The following is a 26,374-nucleotide window of genomic DNA, read 5'->3' as shown; positions in this document are numbered from 1 at the left end:
CTGACGCTGGCGACCGGTACGAACCTGGCGGGCGAGCCCCGCGACGACCTCCGCGCGGACCTGTCCGGGGTCCGCGGCACGCCCGTACTCCCGGACGTGGCCGAGGAGTTCCTGCTCCGCGGCGCCCTGGCCCGCGCCCTGCAGATGACCGGCGCCATGGACGCCATCCTGGACCTGTGCCTCGACCACGTCCGGACCCGCACCCAGTTCGGCCGCCCCCTGGCCCGCTTCCAGGCGGTGCAGACCCTTGTCGCCGACCTGGCCGCGGAAGCCGCCCTGGCGAGAGCCGCCGCCACCGCCTGCACGCGGGGCACGCCCGGCCCGTTCGACATCGCCGTGGCCCGCTCCTGCACCGGCCACGCCGCCACGGTCGCGGTCCGCAACGCACACCAGATCCACGGCGCGATCGGCACCACGGCGGAACACACCCTGCACACCCTGACGCTGCCGCTCCTGGCCTGGCGCACCGAATACGGCACCCTCCACGACTGGGACAACCACCTCACCACCACAGCCACCACCACCCCCCTCTGGCCGACCCTCACCGGCGGCTGACGGCGCGATGTCACCTATCCGCCAGGAGGCGGAGGAGACTCAGGTGGTATTCCTCCACCTGGGGCTGAGGGGTGTGGCCAGGGCCGTGAGCATGTCGCGGTGCGTTGCGGGCAGTGCTCTGTGCAGCTCCGGCGGCAGGGCCGTCAGCGTGTGCGACGCCGGCAGCCGCGTGCCAGGGCGCCGGATCGCCAGGACCACCGCATCCGGGACGCGGTGCTCGAAGGGCGTGTTGAGACCGGCGCCGATCTCAGCCACCGTGCCGCCCGGATACGCGGTGAGGTAGTCCCGTACCCACACGGCGAACAGCGCCGTGTGCAGCACCGAGCCGGGTTCTGGCTCACCTTCCGGGAAGCCGGCACGGTGAGTGACGGCTGACGTTGGATCGGGCCTCGGAAGGTTGCCCGTCAGGCGCGCCGCCCTGACGTTACCTGCGTTGTTCCTGCCGGCCGGTTCGTCCCGAGGAGCCCCCAGAAATCCAGTTGGTCCTCGGTCATCGTGGCGCGGATCGCCGCCAGCGAAGACGCGAGCCAGCCGTGATCGGCGACGCAGATGAGCAGCAGCTCCCTTCACCCGGTGTGGACGAGGTACCGGCCCCCGCCTTCGAGTCACCGAGCACGGTTCGCCTGCTACTCGTCGTTGGCACAGTAGACAAGGACTCGCTGCCCTCCTCGACCAGGGTCCCCGGGGACGGGGACGTGGTATCGACGATGACTTTGCCTGCGGGGAGCGTGCACTGGATGCTCGGGTCGAGGCCCGCGTCCAGGAGCGTCTGTTCCGCGTCCTGGTACCAGGGCTTGCCGTCCACATTCGGCACCCGCACCTGCTCCGGCTCCCTGGTCTGCGAGACGAACACATCGATCTCCGTGCCGGGCGGCACCTGGTCGAGTCCCCCCCCGGCGACTGGTTGAAGACGTGGCCGTAGGGGGTGTCCTGGCTGGCGGCGTTGTCCGCGTTGAGGCGCCGGACCTCCAGGCCGGCGGCTTCCAGCCGCTGGCGGGCTTGGCTGAACGGCATGCTGACGACGTCCGGCACACTCACGCTGCCCGTCCCGTCCGACTCCCCCGCATCGGGGGTCCCGGCATCGCCCCGCCCCGCGGGCTCCGCAGCGACGGTCGCCGTGACGGTGTCACCCGGCCTGGCCTCCGTGCCGCCGGCCGGGTCGTGGCGCAGTACCGTGCCCGGCTCCTGCTCGGTGCTCTCCTCCGACTCCTGGGACACCTCCAGGCCCGCGTCCTGCAACTGCGCGAGGGCGTTCTCGAACGGGTCGCCGGTGACGTCGGGGACACGGACCGGCTCGGAGCCCGCGGACATGATCAGAGCGACGGTGTCGCCGCGGTCGATCTCCTCACCGGCCGGCGGGCTGGTCGCACAGACGGTGCCCTTCTCCTCGGCGCACGGGCGGCTGCCGCCCTCGGAGACCTCCAGACCGTCGCGGGCCGCCCGGTCCCGGGCGGCTGCCGTCGCCAGCCCGGCCATGTCGGGCACGGTCGTGACCTCGACAGCCGCGGTGCCGGCGAGCCGGGCCGAGCCCAGGCGGGCCAGGTTGGCGTCGTGCCGGTGTTCGTCGAGGATCACGGTGCCGTCGGCGCCGCGGCAGACGAGACGCGCGCCCGGCCGGCCGCTGACCGGATCGGTGAGGTCACTGCCCGCAAACGGTGCGATACCGCGCTGTGCGAGGGCTCCGAGGTGCCAGTCGACGCGGGTGTCCGGCAGTGCCGCGCGCAGGCCCGCAAGCGGCGAGGCGGCCCGGTCGGGCTCGACGGTGGCGCTGCCGCCGCCCTGGGTTCGGGGCTGGAAGGCGAGGTGTCCGATGACGGCCAGTGAGCGCAAACCGTCCGCGGACCAGGGCAGTTCGCCGCTGTCGCGTACGAGCACGGTGCCCGCGGCTGCCACCTCCCGGGCAAGCGCGGGCCCGTCCTCGGCGGCCGGCGGCTCGGGGACGGCCGGCGCGAAGTCCTCCAGTGCACCGACCCGGGCCGCGAGGCGCAGAATCCGCAGCACCTTGTCGTCGACGGTCTCCACGGGGCACCCGCCCCTCCCGCACCGCCGCGGTCAGCTTGTCGCCCCACGGGCCCTCGGGGCCGGGCATCACCAGGTCCTGGTGGGCCAGGGCCGCGGGCTCGGTGCTGCGGACGGCCCACCAGTCGGAGACCACGACGCCGTCGAAGCCCCACGCGCCGCACAGCGGCTCGGCGAGCAGCGGATGATCAGTCCACTTGGTGCCCTTGACGGAGTTGTAGGCGGACATCACCATCCAGGGGCGCTCGTCGACCACGGTGTCTTCGAAGGCGGCGAGTTACAGCTCGCGCAGGGCGCGTTCGCCGATGCGGATATCGACGGTGAGGCGGTCGGTCTCCGCGTCGTTGGCGACGAAGTGCTTGGGTGTGGCGCCGACACCCCCGTCCTGCACCCCGCGTACGAACGCGGCGGCGAGCCGTGAGGTGAGCAGCGCAACCAGCGTGGTGGCCAGGCAGTAGTTGGGCTCAAACCCAAGACAGCACAAAGCCGAACTGGTCATCGCATTCGTCGAGATCACCGGCGCCCCGCCGCGCGTTATCTGGCAGCTGCTACCGGAGTCGTCTGCACCACCCTCACATCCATTTGCTCCAGTGCTGTGCAGGTGGTGGTGTCCGACAGTGGATTTGTCACGACCACATCTAAGTCTTGGGGGCCGCAGACTTTCGCCATGCCGGTCCCGGGGAACTTGCTCGCATCGGCGACCAGTGCCACCTTGTCGCTGGCGGCGATCATGGCACGCTTGGCAGGTATCTCGACAACCGTGGTGTCCATCACCTGACCACCGGGGCGAACGCCGGCAGCGCTCATGAAGAGCCAGTCGGCGTGCACCTGCCGGAGGTTGTCCTCGGTCATGAAACCGTCCAGCGCGTGGCATTGTCGTATGACCATGCCGCCGAGCAGCATCAGTGCGATGTTCTCGTCATGGGCGAGTTCCTCGTACACCGCAAGACTGTTTGTGATCACGGTGAGTCGGCGCCCATGCAGGTGCCGCGCCAGATGGTGAACGGTGGTGCCGGCGTCGAGGATGATCGACTGACCGTCTTCGACCATCGCGGCAGCCTCAGCAGCGATGGTGTCCTTCTCGGACACCCGGACTTCGGCGGCCTCAGCGAAAGGTGGTCGCTGGTCCCCGGTGACTGCTCCTCCGTAGATACGCGTGAGTAACCCGTCGTCCTCGAGCTTGACGAGATCACGGCGGACGGTCGCCACGCTGGCACCCAGTTGACCCGCGAGGTCGCCTACGGTGGCGTACCCGTCGGACTGTAGTACCTGCAAGATGAGTTGATGTCGTTGCCCAGCCAACACGCAACGAGATTCTACATGTGACGAGCCACACAACCCATGCAGCACCTCAGGTCGAGTACCTGCCTGGGGGTGGCCAAGCCCTCTGTGCCGGCCCACCGCTCGGGGAGGTACCGCCAATCAAGACATCGTCAAGCTGCCCCCATGCTGCTGGAGGCGAGCCAGGTGGCACCGCTCAACATCCTGGGGCGAGGAGAGCGTGCTGCCCGCAGAGAACTTGGCAGACCCGGCCGTCTCACCGCGCCCACAACGGCGCGATCATTGCACCCCCCGTTATGTTCTTCGCGGTCCTGCATGAGGGCCGCTGGCCTCCGGGTCCGGTATGACTGGTCCCCCCCTGGGGGGTGGTGTCACCGGGCCCGGCAGGCGTCGTTGGAGACGCTGATGAGTGCCTCTGTGTGTCAAGCGGCGGCTGCACGACCTGTGTGGTGGTCGCGTTTGAGGGTGCGGTAGACCACGTTCGACAGGCGTCGTTTGAGGGCCCGGCGGGCTTCTGCTGGCGTCTTGCCCTCGTCGATCTTCCGCAGGTAGTACTCCCGCCCGCGGCCGCCGTCGCGGATCTGGCAGACGGCGATGATGTGCAGCGCCGAGTTCAGTGCCCGGTTGCCTCCGGTGTTGAGGCGGTGACGGGTGTTGTTGCCGCTGGAGGCGTCCAGGGGCGCCGTGCCGGTGTAGCTGGCGAAGTGGTGCTCGCTGGGGAAGCGCGTAACGTCGCCGACGTGTCCGAGCAGCTTGGCGGCGAGCACGGTGCCCAGCCCGGGCAGCGTGGTCAGCGCGGTGCGTGCGGCGGCCAGAGCGTCACGCATCTGGGCCTCGTTCTCCCGGATCTGGCGGTCGATGCGCCGCAGGTCGGCGAGGAGATCGCGAGCAAGGTCGCGACGGCAGTTGTCGGTGGCGGTGACCGGGCGGAGGCCCTTCATCAGGGCGGCGGCCTTCTCTGCGGACAGACGGGTGGGGGCACCGCCGGGCAGCAGGTCCCGCAGGAGTGCGTGGAGACGGTTGATGATGCGTGTGCGCTCGTGGACCAGGTCGTCGTGCCGCTCGGTCAGCAGCCGCAGGATCGTGGACTGGCCTTCGGGCTCGACCTCGCGCAGGTCGTGCCGGAAGAGAGCGACCTGGGCAACGTGCAGGGCATCGGCCTCGTCGGTCTTGCGGTCCCCACCGGTTGCCAGCAACCGGGCTCGGGCGGCGAGTGTGGAGGGCACGTCCACCACCTGCTCGCCGGCAGCGGCCACTTGCTGGGCGAGGCTGCGGCCCAGGCCGCGGGCGCCTTCGACGGCGAAGCGCCGCTCGGGCCACCTCTCGCACCAGCGCATCAGCTGCCGGACGGTGCCGGCGTTGACGACGAAGCGCCGCTGGGCCAGCTGGTGGCCGGCGGCGACGGCGACGGCGGCGTGGGAGGACTTATGGGGATCGATACCGATGGTGATCACGTGCACCCTGACCAGCTCGAACGGGAAGGTTATGGGTGCGGTGGGCACTCTGACTTGAAGTCTCAGCGTCTATTGGTCACGCCTCTGTCGAGCCACACCGCGCAGGTGCCGACCGGCGGCGGCAAACTCATCATGAGCCAGCCCGAGTGAGGCAGCATGAGGTCACGCGAGCCCGTGCCGGTCGGCACCCTGGACGCTACGGCTGCAGACCGCGCGTCTGGGTCCGATTCAACAAGTCAGAGGTCCGACTACTGTCGGCCGACCCACGAGACGACCGAGGCAGCCGACCAGTCGGACTTCCCGTGAGTGACGACCGCACCCAGTTAAGGCAGCCCGTCGCTCAGTTCGGTGCGGGCCTTGGTCCATGTCTCGTCGTCTATTCGGATCGGTAGCCCAACCTGATCAACTGTGCATCGAGTTGGCTGACGAAGGTGACCTCCGTGCCGGAGATACACGAGGGCGGCCTGGTGTCGATCGACGAAGACCAGCCGGTGCTTCGCACCATCGCTCACGGCACGCTTCTGTGGCCTGGACGTGAGCTTGGCGTCGTGTCGTTCGTGCCACAACGGGCCCAACTCGGCGCCACCGCTTCAGCGATCACGTCACCCGACATGCCCGTGATCCTTCGGTCGCTGATGATCACTGCACAAGATGCGTTCCCCACCACACGACGGTTGGCAGCACCTGGCTGCTTCCCGCCCGTGATCGGCCTACGCGAGTTGCTCCAGCGTCTCAGCGCAGGCCTACGGGAGCCGCGGCGGTGGAGTTCGACACGGAGTGATCGGTGCGTCGTCGTCAGCTTGTGGCCGCCGTCCTGGCGTCCGCAGAGCCGTGCTCCGGGGCGAAGGGCTGATCCGTCGCCGCAGCCTGGGGGTGAGAGTCGGCGCCCGGCACGTCGTCCGCCGAGACCCGGCCTCCGGGGAGGACCAGGGCGACCAGTGCGGCGAGTACGTAGAGTCCGATCACGGTGAGGACGCCGCCGATGGCCGCGTCGGTCGGTGGTTCGCCTCCCTCGAGCATGGCGAAGTAGACGGTGGCGACGATCGCGATGCCGGTGGCGACGCCGACCTGGATGGAGGTGTTGATCATCGAAGAGGCCGCGCCCGAGGCCGACTTCGGGACCTTGGCAAGCACGATGGTCATGAGCGTGCCGGCGACCATCGCCAGGCCCAGCCCTGCGACGACCATGCCGGGTGCCAGGTGCCACCACTCCAGCGAACCGGCGTAGCGGTCCACGGCCGCTGCGGTGAGTGCCATGCCTACGGTGATCACCGTGCAGCCGAGCAGCACGACCAGGCGGCCGAGGACCATCAGCTTCGGCGCCACGGCCGAACCGATGCCGACGCCGACGGTGAACGTCGCCAGGGCGACCGCGGTGCGCAGAGGTGAGTACCCCTCGCTCTGCTGCAGGTGGACGGTGAGGACGAGTTGGTAGGCCATGCCGGAGAAGAACAGTACGGCCACGAGGAGTCCGCCGACCGCGCCACGGTGCCGGAACAGCTCGGGGTCGATGACCGGCGAGCCACCACGCCGCTTAACCCGGCTCTCGTAACGGACGAACAGCCACAGAACCGGCGGCGAGGCGGCCATCAGGACGAAGACCCACCACGGCCAGTCCAGCTCGCGCCCCTGCACCAGGGGGAACAGCAGCAAGAGCAGGCCAAGGGTGGCGATCAGGCTGCCGGGTACGTCGAAGCTCTCACGCTGCGCGCCGCGCGACTCACGGGTCAGGAACGCCGCCGCCACGAAGGCGGCGATTCCCAGCGGCACGTTGATGAAGAAGATGGGCCGCCAGTCCAGCCCGAGCAGGTCGGCCTCCAGCAGCACCCCGCCGAGTACCGGGCCGCCGATGCCGCCGACGGCGAAGGTCATCCCGTAGACCGACATGGCCTTCGGCTGCTCCGCTCGCGGAAAGTCGACCTGCAGCATGGCCAGGACCTGGGGCACCATCATGGCGGCCGCGGCACCCTGGAAGACGCGTGACGCGATCAGCATCTCGGAATTGACGGACAGTCCCGCGAAGGTGGAGGTGACCACGAAGCCGGCCAGTCCGGTCAGGTAAAGCCGCCGCCTGCCGAACCGGTCCCCCAGCCGGGCTCCGGTGATCATGGCCGCCGCGAACGCGAGGGTGTAGCCAGCGACCGCCCACTCCAACTCGGTCGACGTCGCGTCGAGATCTGCCTGCACCGAGGGCAGAGCCACGTTGAGCACGGTGCTGTCGACCATGTCGATGAGCACGGCGACCAACGTCACCAGGAGGGCGGCCCAGCGCCGTCTGCTGTAGCCGTCCAGGTCACCATCGTCTGCTTCGCTGCCAACCGTCACGAGGACACCCCTTTCCACACCGCCTTTGAAACCAAAATAGCTTTGACTGCAAAGCTATTTTGGGTTCGCGGGTATGTCAATGTCCGTCTGGGGCGAGGTCGTTGCGGTCGTCGTAGCAGGGTGGTTCACGGCACGGGCCGCCAGTGGAGCAAGGCCGGAACCGGCCCGCCCGCGAGTGCTTCAGATCGGATGCCGAGGACGGCCTTGGTCAGTCCCGGACGGCACGCACCGACACCTGCGGTGGATCACCACAGGCGCTCCGGTCCACCCTGGGACCGTCGGCCCGGTGCCGCCGTGCATCCGGCGGGAGCGAACGAGCGCTGCTCACCGCTCGGCCGGGTGGACGTCGACACCGTCCCCCGCGGCGATCAGCCCCGCGTAGCCGTTGACTTGCTGCGGAGCGATACCTGGCGCGTTGCCGAGGACCCGACCGGTGCGGGCGTCCCGCACCACCAGCCCCTCCCCCGCCTTGAGGTACAGGCGGTCCTCGTACGAGGCCGAGACCCTGCCCTCCCATCCCCCTGGCGGGAGCCGCCACAGAACCTTTCCGCTGGTGGCGTCCAGGCCGATCGCCCCGCCTCGCGCCTTGTCTCCTTCGTCCCCCTCGCCGTTGGAAGCGAGAGCCACCGTCGTACCGCCTTCGCCCTCCCAGCAGGACATGCCGCTGACCAGGCCGTCGTCACGGGTGTGGGTGACGTCGCCGCTGTCCATGTCGATCAGGAGCGGACCCCGGTCGTCGTCGAAGTCCTCGACGGCCAGCCACGGGCCGCAGGGGGCGATCGAGGCGTACTTCGAGATGTCCTCGCCCCACGTGTGCCCGCCGTCAAACAGCACCGCCCCCAGCAGGCGTATCCCGCCGCCGTCCGGAAAGGACATGCCTGCCAGGTCGTCGCCGGAGCCCGCCATGGCTAGGAGTTCCTCCTCCTCCCAGACGAGTTCCGGCCGGTCGAGGTCGATGCCCAGCGAGCCCAGCATGCGATCCGCCTTCGCCACCTGGACGACCGCCATGCCGTCATGGGCATGGAGCACCGGAGCAGAGAGGCCCTCGGCGTTCTCTCCCGCCAGGACGCCTGGCTCGACGAGAAGGCCCCACAACCGCTCGCCCGTCTCGGCGTTCGCCGCCAGGATCTCCACCGCAAGGTCCTGCCGCTTCCCCTTGACCGGGACCGCGGCCACGACCGCCGGAGTACCGCCTATGCGGGTGAGCAGCGGTCGCGGGAGCCTGCGCTGGGCACCCTGCTTCTCCAGTTCTGCGGCCCGGTCCTCATCCCGCCGCCCGGCCGACTCCTGCCACGCCTCGTGCAGCGGCTGGCGCCGAGGCTCCAGGTGCGTGGTTTCCTCCCCGGTGGCCAGGTCGACCATGGTCAGGCCCGTCTCGCCCGCGACCCAGGCGTTCTGCCGGTGCAGCGCGACGGGCGGGTGCCGCACCGGTCCGGTTTCAAGGGAGAAGGCGGCCTCGGTCGCGAAGGCCGTGGCGGGGGGCGGCTCCTCGGCTTCGCCGGGGGTACCGGACGACTGCGGGGGGTTGCGGCGCTCGTGGCCGTCCCCGTCGCCACCACCGCATCCGGCAGCTATCAGGGACAACAGCGCGACAGCGGCCAGGGCACGGAAGGAGATTGCCGTACGTGTGCTCATGGGGGTTCGTCTCTCCCTCATACGTGCTCGTGCCACGGCGCCGAGACGGCTGGTCGGCCACGGCCAAGGCCGGCAAGCGTAGTAAGCATCGCCGGACAGAACCTTGATGAAATCTGACACCGCCGATGAGCGGCCCATCGGCGGTGGTGGCCTTCTCGTTTCCGGTTGCCGGATAGCCGCCCCCGTACGGAACCTGGGGGCACGCAGAGCGAACGAGGAGGTCAGGATCGGACTCGTACTCTTCCCCGGGGACGGCGACATGACCGGCCCGGACGTCTCCTGGTCCTACACGGGCTTCAACATGTTCCGGAGATGACTGGCCCAGGTGGAGGGATTCGCCCTCGCCGGGATGGACGGCTTCGGTGGCGATCGGCCGTGGAACAGCGTCACCACCACGCTGGCACCGCTGCTCCACCATCCGGACGACGCCGACCCCGACCTCGCCCCCGCCGATTGCGACGCCATGCCCCGCGGCTGGAGGAGATCATCGCGCAGCAGCACGAGGGCGGCGATCCCGTTCTCCAACGCCACCTGACGACCTCCGACGCTTGGCCGGCGTCATGAGGTACTGCGTGAGCGCGCAAGTCGGTCTCGTCTTCGGCTGAACGCTCCGCCCGTGCTACAGCTCACCGTGAACGACCGGACCGACAGAAGTTGGTGTTGCCGCCGAATGCCGAGCAACGTTCATTACTTCTGGATCAATGATCTCGCCTACGTCATGAGGTCTCTCATGCCTGCTGGGCTCTGATTGAGCCGGTCTTCGCTGCCTGGAGGACACAGCGGACCACTCCCGGTCCACGGAATCATGAGCGTCCACTCGGAGACACGAACTGACCCTGCTCCGGCGGGGACGGCATGCTCGCCGTCCCGGATGCCGAAGCGCCGACGACGGACTGGTCCCGACGTAATTTACCTGTACTTGATCCGCTGAGAGTGGCGCCCCGGAGCAGCACTACCTGAGCGTCGGACCCAATGCCGCGCCCCGTTGAGCGGCGCCGGGTCCGAGAAGCTGACGGTGTTGGATCGGTGAGGGGTAAGTCGGCTGGTTGAGGCAGGACTCCGAGGTCCCGTCGTTGGACAGCTTGTCGTTGCGGATCCACCCGTACGAGCTCTTCAGATCCAGCTCGGCGGCGGTGAACCGCACGTGGGAAGGGTGGGTCTACTGCGCGGCGATCCTGGATGCGTTCAGCCGCAGGATCGTGGGCTGGTCCTTCGACTCACGGCAGGACTCCACCCGCGTGGTCAACGCGCTGGACATGGCCATCGGCAACCGCCGCCCCGAGCCGGGCGGGATCGTTCACGCCGATCACGGCATCCAGCTCACCTCCTGGGTCTTCGGGGCACGGATCCGCTCCGCCGACCTCCTGCCGTCGTTCGGCACCATCGGGGATGACCTGGACAACGCGATGATGGAATCGTTCTGGTCCTCGATGCAGATCGAGCTGCTTCAACCGCAAGCGCTGGAAGACCCGGGTTGAACTGGCCAACGTGATCTTCGAGTTCATCGAGATCTTCTACAACCGCCAGAGACGACATTCAGCACTGGGCTACCGCACCCCCGTCGAGTACGAACTACTCTCCCCACAAGACACCCTCCACGCCACCAGTTAGCCACCGCAGCTGGAACCCAAACCGTGGGGCAGGTCAAGATGTCACCCGATCACGCAGCAGTCCCTTTGGACAGCCCACCTCATGAAAGCCCGAGGCTAGGTCAAGCGCAAGGTCCAGCGAGATGGACTCGCCGGCTTGGCCGGCGGCCGCTACCAGGTCGGGTTCGCCCTGGCGGGCCGCACCATCACGCTCCGCCTGACGGACACCTCATGCACGCCATCGCCGACAACGCTCTGATGGGGACATGGACCTGCCCCGTTCCGGCCGACCGTCTGGGACAGATCCACGCAAGCGGCCGTTTCAGCTCAACGGCCAGTTCATCAAACTCGGCCCGCGACATGCCGGAAAGATCGTCACCGTCGTCATCGAGGACACCCACTTCCGGATCCTGCACGACGAGGACGAACTCGTTGTCAGACCCCGCAAGAACCCCGGACCGATCACCAGGCTCTACGTCAAAGGCATGGGCAAACAGAGAGACCGTCAAGGAATCTCCTGACGACCAACCGTCAAGGAAGTCCTGAGACCTCACACCGACAGGGGCGATCACGCTGGGTGATCCCGACATGTGGATCAGAGCCCACTACTACAAGTCCGTTGACACTCGAAGCCCTGCCGTGGGCCCGACAAGTCGGAACAGACAGGAGGGCGTACTGGGTGCTTGTCCTTGAGGCCTCATCGTTCAGGGCGAGAAGAGAATCATCGCTGGCGCCCTGCGGACTGGCAGAACTATGCCGATGTGGTCAGGGGCAAGGTTTCCACAAGGTCGATGCAAGCAATACACCGGAGCCACCGGGGAGCCCTTTGTCGGAGGCAGGAGTAGCCGACGTTCGGGGGAAGTCATGGTACTGATCGATGGGCGTCTTGTCCCTGCGCGGGTTATGCGGGGGCCTCTGGAGGGCCGGTTTCCCGCACTGGCTTGCGTGAGTGGGGGCCGTTGATGGCAGGGGGCGTGTGGCTGAACGGGCCGGTGGGTTTGGGCGCGGACAGTCGGGTGCTGCATACGGGGTGCCGCACCGTGCTGGTCGTTGTTCCGTTCCTGGTCGCCGGTATCCGGTTGATGGACGTTCTGGCGCTGCTGGAGTCCGATCACCGTGTGGTGGTGATGTTCACCGTGGCTCCGGCAAGAAACGGTTCGGTGTGTCACGGTGCGGACGAGTTCGTTCGGTCTCAGGGCGGTCTACTGCTGCCGTGGGAGCAGGCCGTGCAGTGTGAGTTCGATCTGGTGCTGGCTGCCAGTGAGACGGCGGTGGAGCAGCTTCACGGGAAGGTGATGCTGTTGCCGCACGGAGCGGGGATGCTGGCGTCTCGGTCACGGGCCAGGAGCGCAGGTCCTGATGCGCATCCGGTACATGGTCTGGATCGGGGGGCGTTGGTTCATCGTGGGCGGTTGGTGCCGGCCGCGTTGGGGCTGACGCATGAGGATGAGCTCGGGGTGTTGCGGGAGTCGTGTCCGGAGGCGTTGTCGGTAGCGGTCGTGGCGGGTGATGTCTGCTTCGATCGGTTGGTGACAAGTGTGCCGCGGCGGGAGCATTACCGGCGGGCGTTGGGTGTGGCTGAGGGGCAGCCGTTGGTGGTGGTGACCTCGACGTGGCAGCCGGAGTCCGCTCTGGGAAGTCATCCGGATCTGCTGGAGCGAATGTTGGATGAGCTGCCGTCGGAGGAGTACCGGGTGGCTGCGGTCTTGCACCCGAACATCTGGGGTGTTCTTGGTGCCTGGCAGGTGCAGGCGTGGCTGGCGGATTGTCTGCGTGCGGGTTTGCTGCTGCTTCCGCCCGAGGAGGGGTGGCGGGCTGCACTGGTGGCTGCTGATGCGGTGGTGGGTGATCACGGGTCAGTCACCAGTTACGCGGCCGCGATCGGAACGCCGGTGCTGTTAGCGCCTTCTCCTCCGGAGCGTTTTCTGCGTCCGGGAAGTCTGGCGGAGGTGGTGTCCCAGGGGGCTGGTCGTCTCCGGTTGGACGGGTCGCTGCCGGGGCAGTTGCGGGGGATCATGGGGCGGCACAGTCCGCGTTGGCAAGCTCGGGTAGCTGGGGCGATCACCTCCCGGCCAGGGCAGGCTGCCGGGGCTTTGCGGCGTGCGATGTACCGCTTGCTGGATCTGTCCGAACCGTGCAGGGCCGTGCCCAATGCTCCGGTGCCGCTGCCTGCTCCATGGGGCGCCTGGCCTCGCCCTGTGTGCGGAGAGGAGGCGGAGTGAGTTCCTCACCTTGTCAGCACTCGCCGCTGGGCAGTTCAGCGAGGCGGCGGGAGGTGTCGAAGGTCAGTCGCTGTCCTCGCCACAGTCGGGATGCGGAGGGCGTGCGGGTGTGGGTCTGGGGCGACGTCGGGTCACACGTCGGGTGTCCGTGTGCGGTTGCTGACCGATTCCTCGTGGTGGATGAAGCGGCTCCCGTGCGGTGGAGGCAGAGTGCCGATGTGATGGTGGGCCGTCCTCGGCCGACGGTCAGTGACGCGCTGAGGGCTGCCGATGCCTGGTGGGCGAGCGCCCCGGGGTGCGGTCTGGTAACGGTGCCTGTGGGCGAGACGGGGACGGTGTTTCGGACTCGCGCTGAACAGGTGTTCGTGCGCCGCGGGCCGCAGCAGGTGTGCGGGGTGTGTGCCTATCCGTGGCTTGTCGCCGGGTATCGGTTCACCGACCTTGTGGAGCAGTCGTCGGTAGCCGGGGTGTTGTCACAGGGAGGAGGGGTGAGAAGGGTCGTTCAGCTGTGCTTGCACTCTCTCGATTGCGCGGTTGACCCGTTCCAGGTTGGAGGCGCCGACGTCCAGGTAAGAGGCGCGTGATCGGATCAGAAGGTTGTGGGCGGTCGCCGGTTCCTTGAGCGCTTCGGCGGCTTCACCCCACACCATCAGTGCTTGGGCCTGGTATTGGCTGGAGCCCGATTCAGCGAGGAGCGACCAGGCATCCCGGGCAACGGCGGCTGCCTTGTCGGCGCGGCCACTGCGCGTGAGCGCGTCGGCGAGCCAGACCATGGTCATCGCTTTGACCTTGTGGTCGGACAGTGACTCCGCCAGGTCGCGGCCTCGGGTGAGCTGATCGACCGCTTCATCCAGCCGACCTGCGGTACTGAGCGCTTGGCCGAGCCGCCGCCGGGCGAGCGCTTCTCCTCGTGCTCGTCCGGCCCGGTGCTCCAGTGCCACTGCTTGTTGCTGCATGTCGATGGCGTCGTCGAGGTGGCCGAGCGAGCGGTGTGCCATGCCGAGGAGCCCCACTGCTTCTGCCTCGGTCTCGTCGTGGCCGGCTTCGCGTGCCGCGGCCAGGGAGCGTTTTCCTTGCACGAGGGCTTCTTTGGCGCGGTTGAGGTTGTGGAAGGCGAAGCCGAGGTGGTGGTGCATGCGTGCGCGGGCGGCGGAGTCGTTGCAGCGGGTCGTGGCGTCGATACCGAGCTGGTAGGTGGCCATCCAGTCGGGGAAGTGCTTGTGGTGAAGGAACAGCGGCCACAGCGCCTCGGCCAGTTGCCATACGAGGGTGTCGAGTCTGTGTTCGTAGCCGGTCCGCATTGCTGCCATAAGGTTGGGTAGTTCGGTCTCCAGTGCCTTGAGTGCTTCCTGGCTGGTGGCGAAGACCGGTGAGGTCTGGGTGGGTTGGCGGTCAGGACCGAGGTGCCGCTCTTGGGGTGTCACCGTCTGGGCGGCGGCCGCGGCGAAAGCGAGGTAGTGCTCCAGGAGACGTCGGATGACGGCGTTGCGGGTGTGGGGGCTGTCTTCCTTTTGGGCGCGGTGGCGGGCGTGGAGGCGGACAAGGTCGTGGAAGTGGTAGCGGTCGGGGCCGGTGGCTTCCAGGATGCTGGCGTCTATCAGGTTCTCCAGTAGTGCCGTGGTGTCCTCGAGGGAGTGCTGCAGTGCTGCTGCGGCGGCGTTGAGGGAGAGATCCGGTCCGGGGTGGAGGCCTAGCCACCGGTAGGCGCGGGCTGTTTGCGGTGGCAGTCCGTCGTAGGAGAGGTCGAAGACGCTCAGAACGGTGATCTCCTCCATGGCCAGGGCTTTGAGCCGTCGTTGTTCGTCGGCCAGTTCCTGCACGATCCGGGCGATGGGCCACTGAGGGCGTGTCACCAGCCGTGCTGCTGCGATGGACAGGGCGATGGGGAGTCCGGCGCATAAGCCCACCAGGCCAGCCACGGCGTCGGTTTCTGCTGCTGTGCGGCGTTCGCCCACGGTCCGGGTCAGCAGTTCTGTGCCGGCTTGCTGCTGCAACGGGGTGACGGGGATGAAGTCGGCACCGTCCATGCTCAGACCGCCCAGGCGCCACCGTGTGGTCACCACGACGGTGCTTGATGATGAGGAGGGCAGCAGTGCGCGCACCTGGCCGGCGGTGGCAGCGTTGTCCAGCAGGATGGCGATGCGGCTGTTGACGGTGAGGGAACGGAAGAGGGCGGCGGTCTCTTCCGCTTCGGCAGGGATGTGTTCTCCTGCTACTCCCAGGGCTCGGAGGAACCCTCCCAGGACCGAGTTGGGTGCTGCCGGTTCTCCCGCGGGGGCTGGGGTGAGGTCGGCGTAGAGCTGGCCGTCGGGATAGTGATCGGCCGTCTCGTGCAGCCACCGCAGTGCCAGTGCGGTCTTGCCCACTCCGCCGGGGCCGAAGACGACTGCCAGCGCGGGGCCTTCCTGGACTTTTCGGGAGTCGGCGATGCGGTGCAGGTCATGCAGCTCTTTGGTGCGGTTGGTGAAGTGGGCGGGTGAGGGTCTGAGTTGACGGGGCACCAACTGTTGCGTGGGGATGGGGGTTGGGTCTGTGTGGTGGAAGTGCACGTTGCCGTGGATGGACCCGGCTTGGATGGTGGGACCGTGCAGGTGAGCTGAGCCGTCGATGCGGTTGGCTGTTGCCTGAGGCTCGGGTGGGTGGTGATGCAGCCAGTTCTCGAGCCCGGTTCTCCATGCGGCATCGGTGGTGGCGTGGCGTGCCAGGGAGTTCGACAGCTGCAGGAGCGCGGGATGGGGTGCCTCGGTCCGGCAGGCTTCTTCCCACTGCCGGAGAAGTTGCCCGTGGGGTTCGGAGTGGGTGTGGACCAGCCGGTGCAGGACCTGTCCGGCCGGTGATCTCTCCAGCGGAGTGCTGGAAATCATGGCCGATAACAGTGCCGCTGCCATCTCTGTTTCGCGCACGGTGCTCCTCCCAGGGGTCAGCCTTACCCATCACCTCACGCGTGGGCACATGCAGCGGCGTTTCGACGGCCGCCTGCTTTCCTGATGCCCTCTACCCGAGGCGCCTGTACATGGAACGAAGGGGCGTCCGCTGGGAGGGTTTCGGACCTCCTGTGAGCGGGACGTGGCCAGGGTGTATGGCTCGTGTCATCCTCGACCCACGGACGTGCCGTACCGGCGGGAGGGTCGCTGGTGGAACTCCGCATACTGCTGCTTGGCGCAGTCGAGTTACGGGCCGGAGAAGAACGCGCCGTGCTCAAGGCACCGAAGGAACGGCTCACCTTGGCCGCCTTGGCGTGGGATGCCGGCCGGACGGTGAGCGTGGACACTCTCGTCCACCGGGTCTGGGACGATCACCCACCTGCGAAGCCACGCGAGGCGCTATATGTGCACCTCCACCACATTCGCAAAATGCTGTCGGCCCTGGCCGGCCCACACGGGCCCACCATCACCAACAACTCGCACACCTACACGCTGCAGGCCGATCCGGATACAGTCGATCTGCGCAGGTACCTGACTCTTCTCGACCAGGCTCGCTGGCTGGCTGATGGCGGCAGCGACAGGGAAGCTCTCGCTGCGGTGCAGGAGGCCTCCCGATTATGGGGCGGTGAACCTCTGGCGGGGCTGCCCGGAACCTGGGCCGCACAGCTGCGCAGCTTCGTCGAGGAGAGAAACCTGACCACCGCCCGGCTTCAGGCGGATGTCGCCGTGCGCCTGGGGCACTACGCAGAAGCCGTCACCGGCCTACAGCCTCTTGCGGAGCGTGAGCCAGCGGATGAATCTGTTGCCAGTCAACTCGCCCTCGCCCTCCACGGATGCGGACGGACTGAGGCAGCCAGCCGCTTACTGCAGCGCACGCGGCAACACATCCTGCGGGAATCGGGCGCCGAGCCCGGCGCCGAGTTCCAGCACATTCACCGCGGCATTCTGGCCCGGACACCGGTCGCTGCGCTGCTGCCCTCAGCCTCCTCCCCCGCCTGTCCCGCACTCGTGCCTGAGACTCTGCCCCCTGATGTGCCGTGGGTGGGCCGCCAGGCTGAACTGGAGCGGCTGACTGGGATGCTGGCCAGCACAGTGGAGGAGCCCGGCAGCACAGGTGTCACTGCGGCCGCAGTGACCGGCATGCCCGGTTCGGGGAAGACCGCGCTAGCCGTCCACGCAGCCCACCAACTGCGCGAGCACTTCCCCGACGGGCGGCTCTTCCTCGAGTTGCGCGGTCACGCTCCCCACCAGGCCCCCATGAGCTCAGCCGAGGCCCTCGGTGAACTGCTGCGTCTCCTCGGCATTCCGCCGGCAGCCCTCCCCCAGGACCTCAACGGCCTCATCGCTCTGTGGCGAACCACGGTACGAGGGCGCCGGTTCGTCGCCGTCCTCGACGATGCCGCCAGCGCAGAGCAGGTCACCCCACTACTGCCCGGGGACTCCTCCCCTTTCATCCTCATCACAAGCCGTCATCGGCTGACAGGTCTCCCCGGCGTTCAGCACCTCGCGTTGGATATCCTGCCCCGCACGGATGCCGTCGCTCTTCTTCAACGCCTACTCGATAACGAAGAACGGAACCCCGGCACAGAGGAAGCGGCGACCTTGGCCCGACTGTGCGGCGACCTCCCTCTCGCATTGACTCTCATCGCCAGACGTCTGCTCTCCCGACCAGCGTGGCGGGTCTCCGACCTGATGGACAGCTTCAACCGGGCACGTCGGCGTCTACCCGAAATCCGTGACCACAACGATGCGATGGCGTCCGCGCTTGAGGTCTCCTACCGGGCACTCACCCCCACGCAGCAGAAGGTCTTCCGCCGACTCGGCCTGCACATAGGTTCTGAGTTCAGTCCCGAAGCCGCAGCCGCACTGACCGGCCTCCCTTGGGAAGAGGCCGAGCATGTGCTGGAGGAACTGCTGGCCTGCTGCCTGATCTTCGAACCCGCTCCCCACCGATACCGCCTGCACGACCTGCTACGCGAGTACGCCTCGACCCTCGCCGAAGAGGATGCAGCATCCGAGAACCAGCACGCGCTTGCCCGGCTGATTCACCACTATCTGCACACCGCTGACCGGGCCGACCGGCGTGCCTATCCCCACCGCCTGCGCATCGCCCTGCCCGCCCACGCCACAACGCCGCCGGTCCGGCACAACCCTCAGCAGTGGTTCACCGCCGAAGGGCCCAGCCTGCTGGCCGCACTCGAATACGCCCGCGCTCACGGCTCCCCGCGGCAGTCGGCTCTGCTCACCCACACGCTGGCCGGCTTCATGAGCGGCGAGGGCTACCTCAGCACCGCAACTCCCCTTCTCCGAGCGGCCGTTGCCTACTGGCAGACCACAAGGGAGAGCGCAGCTCACGGTCGCGCTCTGATCGATCTCGCGGGTGTCTGTGCTGGCGCCGGCCACTACGACGAAGCGCTCGATAGCGCCAGGAAAGCCCTGGAACTTGCCCAGGCGGCCGGTGACGAAGAACTGGAAGCCGAAGCCCTTCACCAGCAGTCCATCACCTGCTGGCATACCGCCCGGCACACCGATGCCCTGAACCTCCAACAACGCGCACTGCGGCTGCGGCTGGCCGGAACGGATCGCCTCCAACAAGGCAGGAGTTACAATCTCCTGGGAATGATCTGCCTTCGTCTCGAGCGCCACAAAGATGCCTTGAAATACTTCCTCGAAGGCCGCGCGCGCTTCCGCGATATCGGTGACCAACGCGGACAGTTCATCGCCGTCCACAACCTGGCGGAACTGCACAAGGAAGCAGGCAATCTGGACAGCGCCATCGGTTCCTACCGGCAGGCGATCAGCCTTTCTCAGGCCCCGGTCGGCACCGGGCAGTACGCCATCCTCCAGATGAACCTCGCCGACACACTGTGCAGGCATGGAAGACCGGAGGAGGCGCTGGGACTGTACGACAAGGTGCTTCCGGCGTTACGCAGCGCCGGCGACCGCCGCAGTGAGGCCATCGCACACATCGGGATCGGCCAAGCACTCCATGCTGCGGGCCGCAGCGAGCAGGCGCTCCCTCACCACACCGCTGCGCTGACCATCGCCCGCACCATCCGTGCCGCGCTGGAGGAGTGCCAGGCCCTTCGCGCCTTGAGTGAGGCGGAAGCGGCCACCGGACGTCTCGCCCAGGCCCGGGGGCACCTCAGGGCCGGCCTTGCTCTGAGTCGCAAGATCAACTCTGGGGCAGAAGAGACCGAGATGCTGCAGGCGCTAAGTCTCCTCCAGCGAAACGGAACCCTCCCCCTCTCCAGTACGCAGGGCGATGACATGAACGCCTAGCGCGGGTGCTACTGCGTGATGATCTACAGAACCCGCAGGTCAGCCCAGGGCTCCGTCGTTCTCGCGTGATGTCCGGCTTGCCGATGGTTGGGGTGGTGGGGGGCTGAACGAGTGCAGGCAAGACCATCCGTGATCATGTGAGTGTCTACGTCCCGTGATCGCTACGGAAGTCCATGCCTGCAGACGCATCCTCTCAAGTAGGCACTGCCCTTGGCCAGTTACGTGACCAGCCGCCGGTCACGCCCGATGAGCGGGCCGGACTCCTTCAGCGGCTGGCTCAGGTACCCGACCCGCGCGCGGCGCGCGGACTGCGGCATGCCGCCGTGTACGTGCTCGCCCTGAGTGCGGCGGCCGTGCTGGCCGGTGCGCGATCACTGCTGGCCATCGCGGAGTGGGCGGCCGACACCCCCGCCCCCGTGCGGACCGCGCTGGGCGGTGTGCGTGATCCGTTCACCGGCGAATGCCCGTCCCCTCGGAAGCGTCGATCCGCCGCCTGCTGGCGCGCATCGACGCCGACGCCCTCGACCGCGCGGTGGGTGCCTGGCTCGCCGACCACTGTCCCGCTGCGGGCACCGGGCTGCAGGCCGCGGCGGTGGACGGCAAGAGCCTGCGTGGTGCAGCCAAGCCGCACGACCGCCGGATCCACCTGCTGGCCGCCGTCGAACATGCCGCCTCAGTGGTTCTGGCCCAGCTTGATGTCGGTGAGAAGCAAAGCGAAGTGGCCCTGTTCCAACCGCTGTTGGACGACATCGATCTGACCGGGACGGTCGTCACCTCCGACGCCCTGCACACCCAACGCGAGCACGCCGAATACCTGGTCAGCCGCCACAGAGCCCACTACATCGTGATCGTGAAGGGCAACCAGAAGAAGCTCCACGCGCAATTGGGCGCGCTGCCCTGGGCCGAGATCCCGCTCCAGGACCGCACCCGCGACACCGGACACGGACGCCGCGAGATCCGCCGGCTCAAGGTCGTCACGGTGAACGGCCTGCTCTTTCCACACGCCGCCCAGGCCCTGCAGCTCAAACGCCGCCGCACCCACCCCAAGACCGGGAAGACCACGGTGAAAACCGTCTACGCGGTCACCAACCTCGCCGCCCACCAGGCCGCTCCTGCCCAGCTCGCGGCCCTGATCCGCGGCCACTGGAAGATCGAAGCTCTCCACCACATGCGAGACACGACTTCGCCGAGGACGCCTCCCAACTCCGCACCGGCAACGCACGTCGCGTGATGGCGACCTGGCGCAACCTCGCCATCGGCGCCCTGAAGCTCAACGGCGTCACCAACATCGCCGCCGCCCTACGCCACAACAGCCGAGACGCCACACGCGCCGTGACCACATTCGGCCTCACCTAAACACAGACCTGCCTCGTACCGCCCGCTATTGCCGGATACCGGGCGGCCGGACACAGTGCCTCCATCCGGCGGTCAGGGACACTCCTCGCCGAGCACCTACGACATCGACAAACCAGCGACGGCCTCCGCTGCCCGGAGCGTGTCCCTGCCGAGAGGCTGAAGATGAATCTGCGTGCAGAGCAGTCCCGTCGACACCCGCTCGATCACGCCCCATTCCCAGGTGGCCACGGGATCAAGACCCGTCCGGGCGGCCAGCCAACGGGCCCGCTCGAAGGGGTCACCAGCGAGCAGCTCGACCGGGTCTCCACGCATCAGGACACCCAGGTCGTACTCGGCCTCCGCAAGGAGACCGTCCGGATCGACCAGCTTAAAGCCGCCATCGCTCTGAAGCGCGTTCAGTTGGTGCACATCGCCGTGGACCAATACGGCTCTCTCGTCGCGGTGCGCTCGCTCCCGCCGTCGGGCCGAGACGAGGGCCTGCTCGACCGCCTTCTCGGAACAGGGGTGATCGAGTTCCTCCCACAACCTCGCAATGAAGTCGGCGAGCCACCGGGCCTTCTCGGCACCGGTGGGCAGCCCACAGTCCAGCGCCGGACGCCAGATGCGCGCTGCGGTATCACAGAGAATCTCAAGACGACGCGAGAGCGGTAGGCCGAGCTCGAACATCGGCCGCCCCAGTCGTTCCATGAGCAGGGCACCCCGGTCGGCGTCATATCGGTAAAGCGCCGGGCATCCTTCTCCTCCAACAATGCGGAGCACCATCGCCTCGTTGGAGGAGCCGTTCCCCACGCCTGGCACCAGCACCTTGAGAATCGCTGAGGCTCCGTCCGCCCGGGTCGCTTCGGCCACGAATGCCTCGGACCCGCCCGTGTACGGGCGCCCCACGATGATCGACCAGTCAGCCTCAAGGCTCGTGACAAGCGCGGGCAGGCGCTCAAGCCAGTCTTCGACACCGGCAGCGCGAACCTTGTTCCGCACGGCGTCCGGTACTTCGATCACTCCCGCAGTCTCACATCAAACACCAGTCATGACACGTGATTTAGCTCACAGCATGATCACGAACCGGACATCACGCGAGAACGACGAAGCCCTGCAGGTCAGCCCACCACTCATACGGGCTGCTGATCACTACTGAACTTGATTGGGTGATGTCGGTTCGTCGGCCTGGCAGTTGAGGGGTGGATCCGGTAGGTCTGTGCGGGTGAGATACGCGCAGGGCGGCGGACTGTCCGACGCTGGGAGGGCCGCGCGGGAGCGGGTACGGCTGCAGGCCGTGGAGCGCTTCGAACGCGGAGAGAAGAACAAGGGCATCGCTGCCGCGTTACGCGTGTCGGAGCGGTCGGTGGAGCGCTGGCGGAAGTCGTGGCGGGAGAGGGGTGAGGCCGGGGTCCTGTCGAAGGGGTCGCCGGGCCGCCCACGGCTGGGGCCGGGCCAGATGGAACGTCTGGAGCGGGAGCTTGAGCGTGGACCGCTGGCCCATGGCTGGCCGGATCAGCGGTGGACACTGGCGAGGATCAAGACGGTGATCGGGCGGCTGTTCCACGTCTCGTACACGGTCGAGGGCACGTGGCTGCTGCTGAAGAGGCATGGCTGGTCCTGGCAGCAGCCCGCTCGGCGGGCGATCGAGCGGGACGATGAGGCGGTCGAGCTGTGGAAGAAGGAGGTCTGGCCCCGGGTAAAAGAGAGGCCGCGGCCCGGGGCGCGTGGATCGCCTTCGAGGACGAGGCGGGTCAGTCGATGACACCGCCGAGGGTCAGGACCTGGGGCAGGGTCGGCCGCACGCCGGTGGTCAGGGTCCGCAGCCGGGGCAGCGGCCGTCTGTCCATGATGGGCATGTGCTGTTTTAGGCCCGGATCCAGGTCGCGGCTGATCTACGGGTTGCGCGAGTACCGGGGCCGCAAGGACGAACCCAAGGGCTTCGGCTGGAAAGACGTCTGCCGCCTGCTCGTGAGGGCCAGGATCCAGCTCGGCGGCCCGATCGTCCTGGTCTGGGACAACGTCCGCCTCCACCTCACCCGTGGCATGCGGGACTTCATCGAGGCAAATGCCGACTGGCTCACCGTCTTCCACCTGCCCACCTACACACCCGACCTCAACCCCCAGGAAGGCATCTGGTCGTTGGTCAAGCGCGAGATAGGCAACCTCGCGGCTGCCGACCTCTCCCAAGTAACCCGCGCAGTCAGGCGCAAGCTGAAGCAGATTCAGTACCGCCCCGACGTAGTCGACGGCTGCCTCGCCGGCACCGGCCTGACCATCAACGGCTAACCGACATCACAGATTCAAGTTCAGTAGCAACCGAGACGGAACATGATCAGGACGTAGGCGGCAAGCTGGCCTCATACGAAAGGCCCATAAGTGCATCATCTCGTTGGGTCCCGGTTCAGGTATGAACGCAAAGTCGGCAGGCAGTGACCGATGGCTGTCCCCAGGTTGGAAATTGCCTCCTCCATTATTTCGATCTCACGCTGTCTTCCTTCAGAAATCGGACGCATTGAATTTTCCAACGCATACCTAAGTCGCCCATTAATCGCATCCAGCTCCTCAATCGCCGCGTTGAGCTCGTCGGGGCCTTCGAGTCTGACCTCGTCAATTGCAAGCCCGAAGGACACACAAGCTTCCTGCATTGCAGTGGCCTTGCGTACCAGGTCCTCCACCGCAGAATCGTGGTGACGCTCAGGGGCGTCTTCAGGGGGCCATCTCTCCATGCGAAGTAAGCAGCTCGCTGCTACTGACTTCAGGTCTCGGCCGCTGCTGAAGACGTCACGCCACGCGTTCCGTTGGTGTTCTTGGCGTACGCGCACGTGCTCAGCTCTCGCCGAAGTCCTGGCAGCAAGATGGGCTGCTCGCGCCTGTAGGTAGATTGCGGGTACACCTACGAAGGTGACGGCCGCACTAGCAAATTGAGCTATGGACTCTGCTTCCACGCCGTGATTGTACTGAGTCGTTCGTCTCGGGGGGCGTGCCCCCGGCACCATCTTGACGCCGCCCGGGACGCAACCATCAGCACCCACCCCATCCGGTCTCACAGGGGCGGAGTGGCCAGTAGAGCAGTACCGACATACCTGAGTCGGCTGGGTGCGGTCCAGCGCCTGGATCTGTCCCTCTCGCCACCGACCAGCGCAAGCCCTGGGAGAAGACCGCCCGCCGCATCCAATCCGTCACAGAGGAGGCTCAGACTCTCCGTGACTTTGGGCGCGCCGAGCGTGACGTGGGGCAATTGTCGGAAGCTGCCGAACACCTTGAGGCGAGCCTGAACCTCACCCGCCACCTCCAAGACCCCGCGGAACAATCGGCGAGCCTTCTCGCATTCGCCGATATACAACACCACCGCGGTCTCCTCGAATGGGCAGCGCAACTCAGTCGGGAAGCGCAGGCTATCGTGAGACATCCCGAAGAAGGGGAAAACGGGTCGGGAACTCAATTATTGGTCTGCGTGCGCGCTCGACCGCGAGATCCGCACGCGAGTTCCGTACACACGAGAGTGTCGCACATATGCGCGACACAACGTTGGCCATCGCTCCTTGATCCAACCTGACTTGCCCTGGTCAAGATGATGCGCTTAGATGGTCGGGCCGCCCAGGGCGTCACCCGTCCGCTGTGGCGCCGCCTCATGCTTGTCGGAATCTTTGGGCAACCCGTACGACGTTAGGAACTGCACGCATGCCAAAAATCGGTAGGAATACTGCACGATTTTCTGCTATCTTGGCGACCGCATCCACATTCCTATTGCTGGCAAGTGTATCCGCTCAGGCGGTGTGCATACCCTACGTAATGAAGTAATCGACACATCTGCGGGCCGTAGAAGTATTCTACGGCCCGCAAATCATTTAGCGGCAAGAATGAGCCTGCTGATGTTTCTGTGTGCCGTGCCGCGCGGGTTGCGGCCTTTTGACCGCCGTTCCGATTGAATCTTCAATTCCGGGATGACCTCTGGCGTCGGCTGCCGGACTGGAATGTCGCCAGAGTGTACGAGCGGGCCGGGTAGCCCAACGGCGGGGAGCTGCCGCGCGGCCGTCCTGCACGCTTCCGCCAACCCGAGTCCGCCAGCTCACGTGCAGTGTGCACATGAAGACGCCGTGCGTATACGAATGTCATGGCAGATGTCGAGAATGCTTACCTTGCCGCCAAGCTGACAAGATGGATCGGCGTTTGAGCGCGTTCGGAACGTTGCTCAGATGTTCCGAACACACTGGCCCAGGCGTCGTGGAGCGCCAACTCGGCGCCTCGGGCGGCGACACCTCACCTCCATGGGCGGAGGCCGAGTCTGGCTGGCGGCCTCGCCGTAGGATGTCAATCCCGGGTAGCCGACAACCCCGCCAACCGCGAAGAGCAGCGCGGCGAGGTCCACCAGAACTCCCCGGCGGCCCCGCCGCTTCCGGAACGGCGGAGCACGTTTTCTGGCCTGCGGCTCGTCACTCCCTTTGTGTTTCCTTTGCCGTTTCTGAGGCTTGTGCGGCGCGCATGCGGATGAGGGTGAGGCCGTCGAAGTCGGTGGGTTCGCGGCGGCGGGTGCCGGCCGTTTGGAGTCTGAAGCCTTGTTCGTTGTCGGCGGGGTGGATGAGGACGGCGGCGCCGTCGCCGACGGTGGCGCTGGTGGCGTCCCAGAGTTCGTCGCGGACGCGGGCGGAGACGGTGCCGACGAAGATGCCCGGGACGACTTCGATGGTCCAGCGGCTGAGGGCGCCGCGGAGGTGGTCGGGGACGGCTGTGGTGGCCAGGACGATCATGGAGGGCATCGCAGTGTCACCGGCCCTGGGCGTAGTTGGTTCCGGCGGGCAGGGTGCCGGACTTGGGGTCCCACAGGTGGACTATGTCGACGGCGTGTCGTTCCTGGTCGGGTTCTTCGTCGGCTGCTGGGTTCAGGAGGGCCTGGATGTCGGTGACGATCCGTGGCAGGAGCTTGAAGAGGCGGAGGCCGTCGCGGAGCCGGAGGCGAGCGTCGCGTTCGGGGTTGGTGGAGGCGTGGAGGGAGAAGGCGAGCGGGATGGTGGTCTCGGCCTTGTAGAGGTCGGCGATGTCGTAGAGGAAGGCGTGGTGTTTTCCGCTGTGGACGAAGCCGAGGGCGGGAGAGCAGCCCATGGCGAGGATCGCGGCGTGGGCGATGCCGTAGAGGCAGGTGTTGGCGGCGGAGAGGGCGAGGTTGACGGGGTCCTGGTCCTCCCACTGGTCGGGGCGGTAGTTGCGGCGGAAGCGTCCGATGCCGTGCTGTTGGGCGAGGAGGCGGTAGAGGGACTTCATGCGCTGGCCTTCCATCCCGCGCAGGGTGTCCAGGGTGGTGCCGTCGGGGACGTCCTCGTGGAAGCGGTGTTCGTACATCCGGACGGCGACGTCCAGGCGGCTGGTCTCGTTGGCCCAGGCGCGGGCTTGGTGTTCGAGCCAGTGGGTGGAGAGGGATTCGGGTTGGATTCCGGCGTAGGTGCGCACGCCGCCGGAGCCGGTGACGACCACGGTGGTGCCGTGCCGGGCGAGGGTTGCCAGGGCGCGGGCGGTGACGGAAGTTCCGGGGCCCAGTAGCAGGCAGGACAGCGAGGCTGTGGGGATGTAGACGGTGTCGGTGCCGCGCGGGGTCTGGATCTGTGCGCAGACGCCGGTGTCGTCCTGGACGACGCGGACGATGTCCAGATACAGGAAGGACAGCGAGTCGGCGACACGCGGGAGCATCGCGAGGGTGGGGGCGGCGAGGCGGGCGCGGGCCTGGTGGGTGGAGGGGCCGGGGTTCATCGCGGCGCGGT

At 67.2% G+C, this 26,374-nt stretch carries 20 protein-coding genes and 3 pseudogenes; 11 read left to right on the top strand and 12 right to left on the bottom strand.

Features of this window, described 5'->3' with window-relative positions:
• On the top strand, positions 1-555 hold a 555-nt coding region (locus H5J30_RS00565; RefSeq protein ID WP_181785145.1), incomplete at its 5' end, for an acyl-CoA dehydrogenase family protein.
• Between the two features lie 490 nt (positions 556-1,045).
• On the opposite strand, the gene H5J30_RS37595 is transcribed toward H5J30_RS00565, so the two are convergent.
• From H5J30_RS37595 to H5J30_RS00520, 7 genes and pseudogenes are all read right to left on the bottom strand, one after another.
• Positions 1,046-1,360 (bottom strand): PASTA domain-containing protein, encoded by a 315-nt coding sequence (locus tag H5J30_RS37595; protein WP_374100931.1) that lies wholly within the window; start codon positions 1,358-1,360, stop codon positions 1,046-1,048.
• A gap of 89 nt (positions 1,361-1,449) precedes the next feature.
• A pseudogene (locus H5J30_RS37590) lies at positions 1,450-2,031 on the bottom strand (PASTA domain-containing protein); the annotation flags it as partial.
• Positions 2,032-2,851: 820 nt separating this feature from the next.
• Entirely contained in the window at positions 2,852-3,073 is a 222-nt protein-coding gene (locus tag H5J30_RS36205) for a hypothetical protein (RefSeq protein ID WP_258562973.1), read from the bottom strand.
• A 35-nt stretch (positions 3,074-3,108) separates the two neighbouring features.
• Positions 3,109-3,879: a DeoR/GlpR family DNA-binding transcription regulator gene (locus tag H5J30_RS00535; protein ID WP_181785144.1), complete on the bottom strand. Its 771-nt coding sequence runs from the start codon at positions 3,877-3,879 to the stop codon at positions 3,109-3,111.
• A gap of 398 nt (positions 3,880-4,277) precedes the next feature.
• Positions 4,278-5,357: an IS110 family RNA-guided transposase gene (locus tag H5J30_RS00530; protein WP_309505379.1), complete on the bottom strand. Its 1,080-nt coding sequence runs from the start codon at positions 5,355-5,357 to the stop codon at positions 4,278-4,280.
• Between the two features lie 747 nt (positions 5,358-6,104).
• The gene (locus H5J30_RS00525) at positions 6,105-7,634 is read right to left on the bottom strand and encodes an MFS transporter (RefSeq protein ID WP_181785143.1); all 1,530 of its coding nucleotides are present in this window, start codon (positions 7,632-7,634) and stop codon (positions 6,105-6,107) included.
• A 324-nt stretch (positions 7,635-7,958) separates the two neighbouring features.
• Positions 7,959-9,269, bottom strand: coding sequence for a PQQ-binding-like beta-propeller repeat protein (locus tag H5J30_RS00520; protein ID WP_181785142.1), 1,311 nt, complete (start codon positions 9,267-9,269; stop codon positions 7,959-7,961).
• Positions 9,270-9,375: 106 nt separating this feature from the next.
• On the opposite strand from H5J30_RS00520, the gene H5J30_RS37320 reads away from it, so the two are divergent.
• The 5 genes and pseudogenes from H5J30_RS37320 to H5J30_RS00500 all read left to right on the top strand — a co-directional run bounded on the left by H5J30_RS37320 (position 9,376) and on the right by H5J30_RS00500 (position 13,080).
• Positions 9,376-9,585, top strand: coding sequence for a hypothetical protein (locus H5J30_RS37320; RefSeq protein WP_309505378.1), 210 nt, complete (start codon positions 9,376-9,378; stop codon positions 9,583-9,585).
• A gap of 9 nt (positions 9,586-9,594) precedes the next feature.
• Positions 9,595-9,804, top strand: coding sequence for a hypothetical protein (locus H5J30_RS37315; protein WP_309505377.1), 210 nt, complete (start codon positions 9,595-9,597; stop codon positions 9,802-9,804).
• Between the two features lie 607 nt (positions 9,805-10,411).
• Positions 10,412-10,880: pseudogene (locus tag H5J30_RS35850) on the top strand (IS3 family transposase); the annotation flags it as partial.
• 244 nt (positions 10,881-11,124) lie between these two features.
• Positions 11,125-11,379, top strand: a complete 255-nt coding sequence (locus H5J30_RS36200; RefSeq protein WP_258562971.1) for a hypothetical protein — start codon at positions 11,125-11,127, stop codon at positions 11,377-11,379.
• A 519-nt stretch (positions 11,380-11,898) separates the two neighbouring features.
• Positions 11,899-13,080 (top strand): hypothetical protein, encoded by a 1,182-nt coding sequence (locus H5J30_RS00500; RefSeq protein ID WP_220188376.1) that lies wholly within the window; start codon positions 11,899-11,901, stop codon positions 13,078-13,080.
• Between the two features lie 473 nt (positions 13,081-13,553).
• On the opposite strand, the gene H5J30_RS00495 is transcribed toward H5J30_RS00500, so the two are convergent.
• Positions 13,554-15,983 (bottom strand): NB-ARC domain-containing protein, encoded by a 2,430-nt coding sequence (locus tag H5J30_RS00495; RefSeq protein WP_181785140.1) that lies wholly within the window; start codon positions 15,981-15,983, stop codon positions 13,554-13,556.
• A gap of 231 nt (positions 15,984-16,214) precedes the next feature.
• Here H5J30_RS00495 and H5J30_RS00490 point away from each other — a divergent pair, with 231 nt between their 5' ends.
• The 4 genes and pseudogenes from H5J30_RS00490 to H5J30_RS37305 all read left to right on the top strand — a co-directional run bounded on the left by H5J30_RS00490 (position 16,215) and on the right by H5J30_RS37305 (position 20,642).
• Positions 16,215-19,286, top strand: coding sequence for an AfsR/SARP family transcriptional regulator (locus H5J30_RS00490; RefSeq protein ID WP_181785139.1), 3,072 nt, complete (start codon positions 16,215-16,217; stop codon positions 19,284-19,286).
• Between the two features lie 173 nt (positions 19,287-19,459).
• Positions 19,460-19,675, top strand: a pseudogene (locus H5J30_RS37310) (transposase family protein); the annotation flags it as partial.
• A gap of 71 nt (positions 19,676-19,746) precedes the next feature.
• Positions 19,747-20,517, top strand: a complete 771-nt coding sequence (locus tag H5J30_RS00485) for an ISAs1 family transposase (RefSeq protein WP_309505376.1) — start codon at positions 19,747-19,749, stop codon at positions 20,515-20,517.
• Positions 20,517-20,642: a hypothetical protein gene (locus H5J30_RS37305; protein ID WP_309505375.1), complete on the top strand. Its 126-nt coding sequence runs from the start codon at positions 20,517-20,519 to the stop codon at positions 20,640-20,642. The genes H5J30_RS00485 and H5J30_RS37305 overlap by 1 nt, the downstream gene beginning before the upstream one ends.
• 96 nt (positions 20,643-20,738) lie before the next feature.
• Here the strand turns inward: H5J30_RS37305 and H5J30_RS00480 are convergent, their stop codons facing one another.
• Complete coding sequence (locus tag H5J30_RS00480) at positions 20,739-21,641, bottom strand: aminoglycoside phosphotransferase family protein (protein ID WP_181785138.1); 903 nt, start codon at positions 21,639-21,641, stop codon at positions 20,739-20,741.
• A 202-nt stretch (positions 21,642-21,843) separates the two neighbouring features.
• Between H5J30_RS00480 and H5J30_RS37770 the strand changes: the two genes are divergently transcribed.
• Positions 21,844-22,907 (top strand): IS630 family transposase gene (locus H5J30_RS37770; RefSeq protein WP_445194930.1). Its coding sequence is split into 2 segments (ribosomal slippage): positions 21,844-22,291 and positions 22,291-22,907, totalling 1,065 coding nucleotides; the frame shifts between segments, so codons are not numbered across the junction.
• A 95-nt stretch (positions 22,908-23,002) separates the two neighbouring features.
• On the opposite strand, the gene H5J30_RS00465 is transcribed toward H5J30_RS37770, so the two are convergent.
• From H5J30_RS00465 to cas1e, 3 genes are all read right to left on the bottom strand, one after another.
• Entirely contained in the window at positions 23,003-23,296 is a 294-nt protein-coding gene (locus tag H5J30_RS00465) for a hypothetical protein (RefSeq protein WP_181785135.1), read from the bottom strand.
• A gap of 1,758 nt (positions 23,297-25,054) precedes the next feature.
• On the bottom strand, positions 25,055-25,378 hold the full coding sequence (cas2e, locus tag H5J30_RS00460) for a type I-E CRISPR-associated endoribonuclease Cas2e (protein WP_181785134.1): 324 nt from the start codon (positions 25,376-25,378) through the stop codon (positions 25,055-25,057).
• Positions 25,379-25,385: 7 nt separating this feature from the next.
• On the bottom strand, positions 25,386-26,363 hold the full coding sequence (cas1e, locus tag H5J30_RS00455; protein ID WP_258562968.1) for a type I-E CRISPR-associated endonuclease Cas1e: 978 nt from the start codon (positions 26,361-26,363) through the stop codon (positions 25,386-25,388).
• Positions 26,364-26,374 lie beyond the last annotated feature (11 nt).

It is taken from the genome of Streptomyces phytophilus (assembly GCF_013870535.1).
Taxonomy (GTDB): Bacteria; Actinomycetota; Actinomycetes; order Streptomycetales; family Streptomycetaceae; genus Streptomyces; species Streptomyces phytophilus.
Note: the sequence above shows the minus strand (reverse complement) of the source record. Positions and strands in the feature narration are given on the sequence as shown.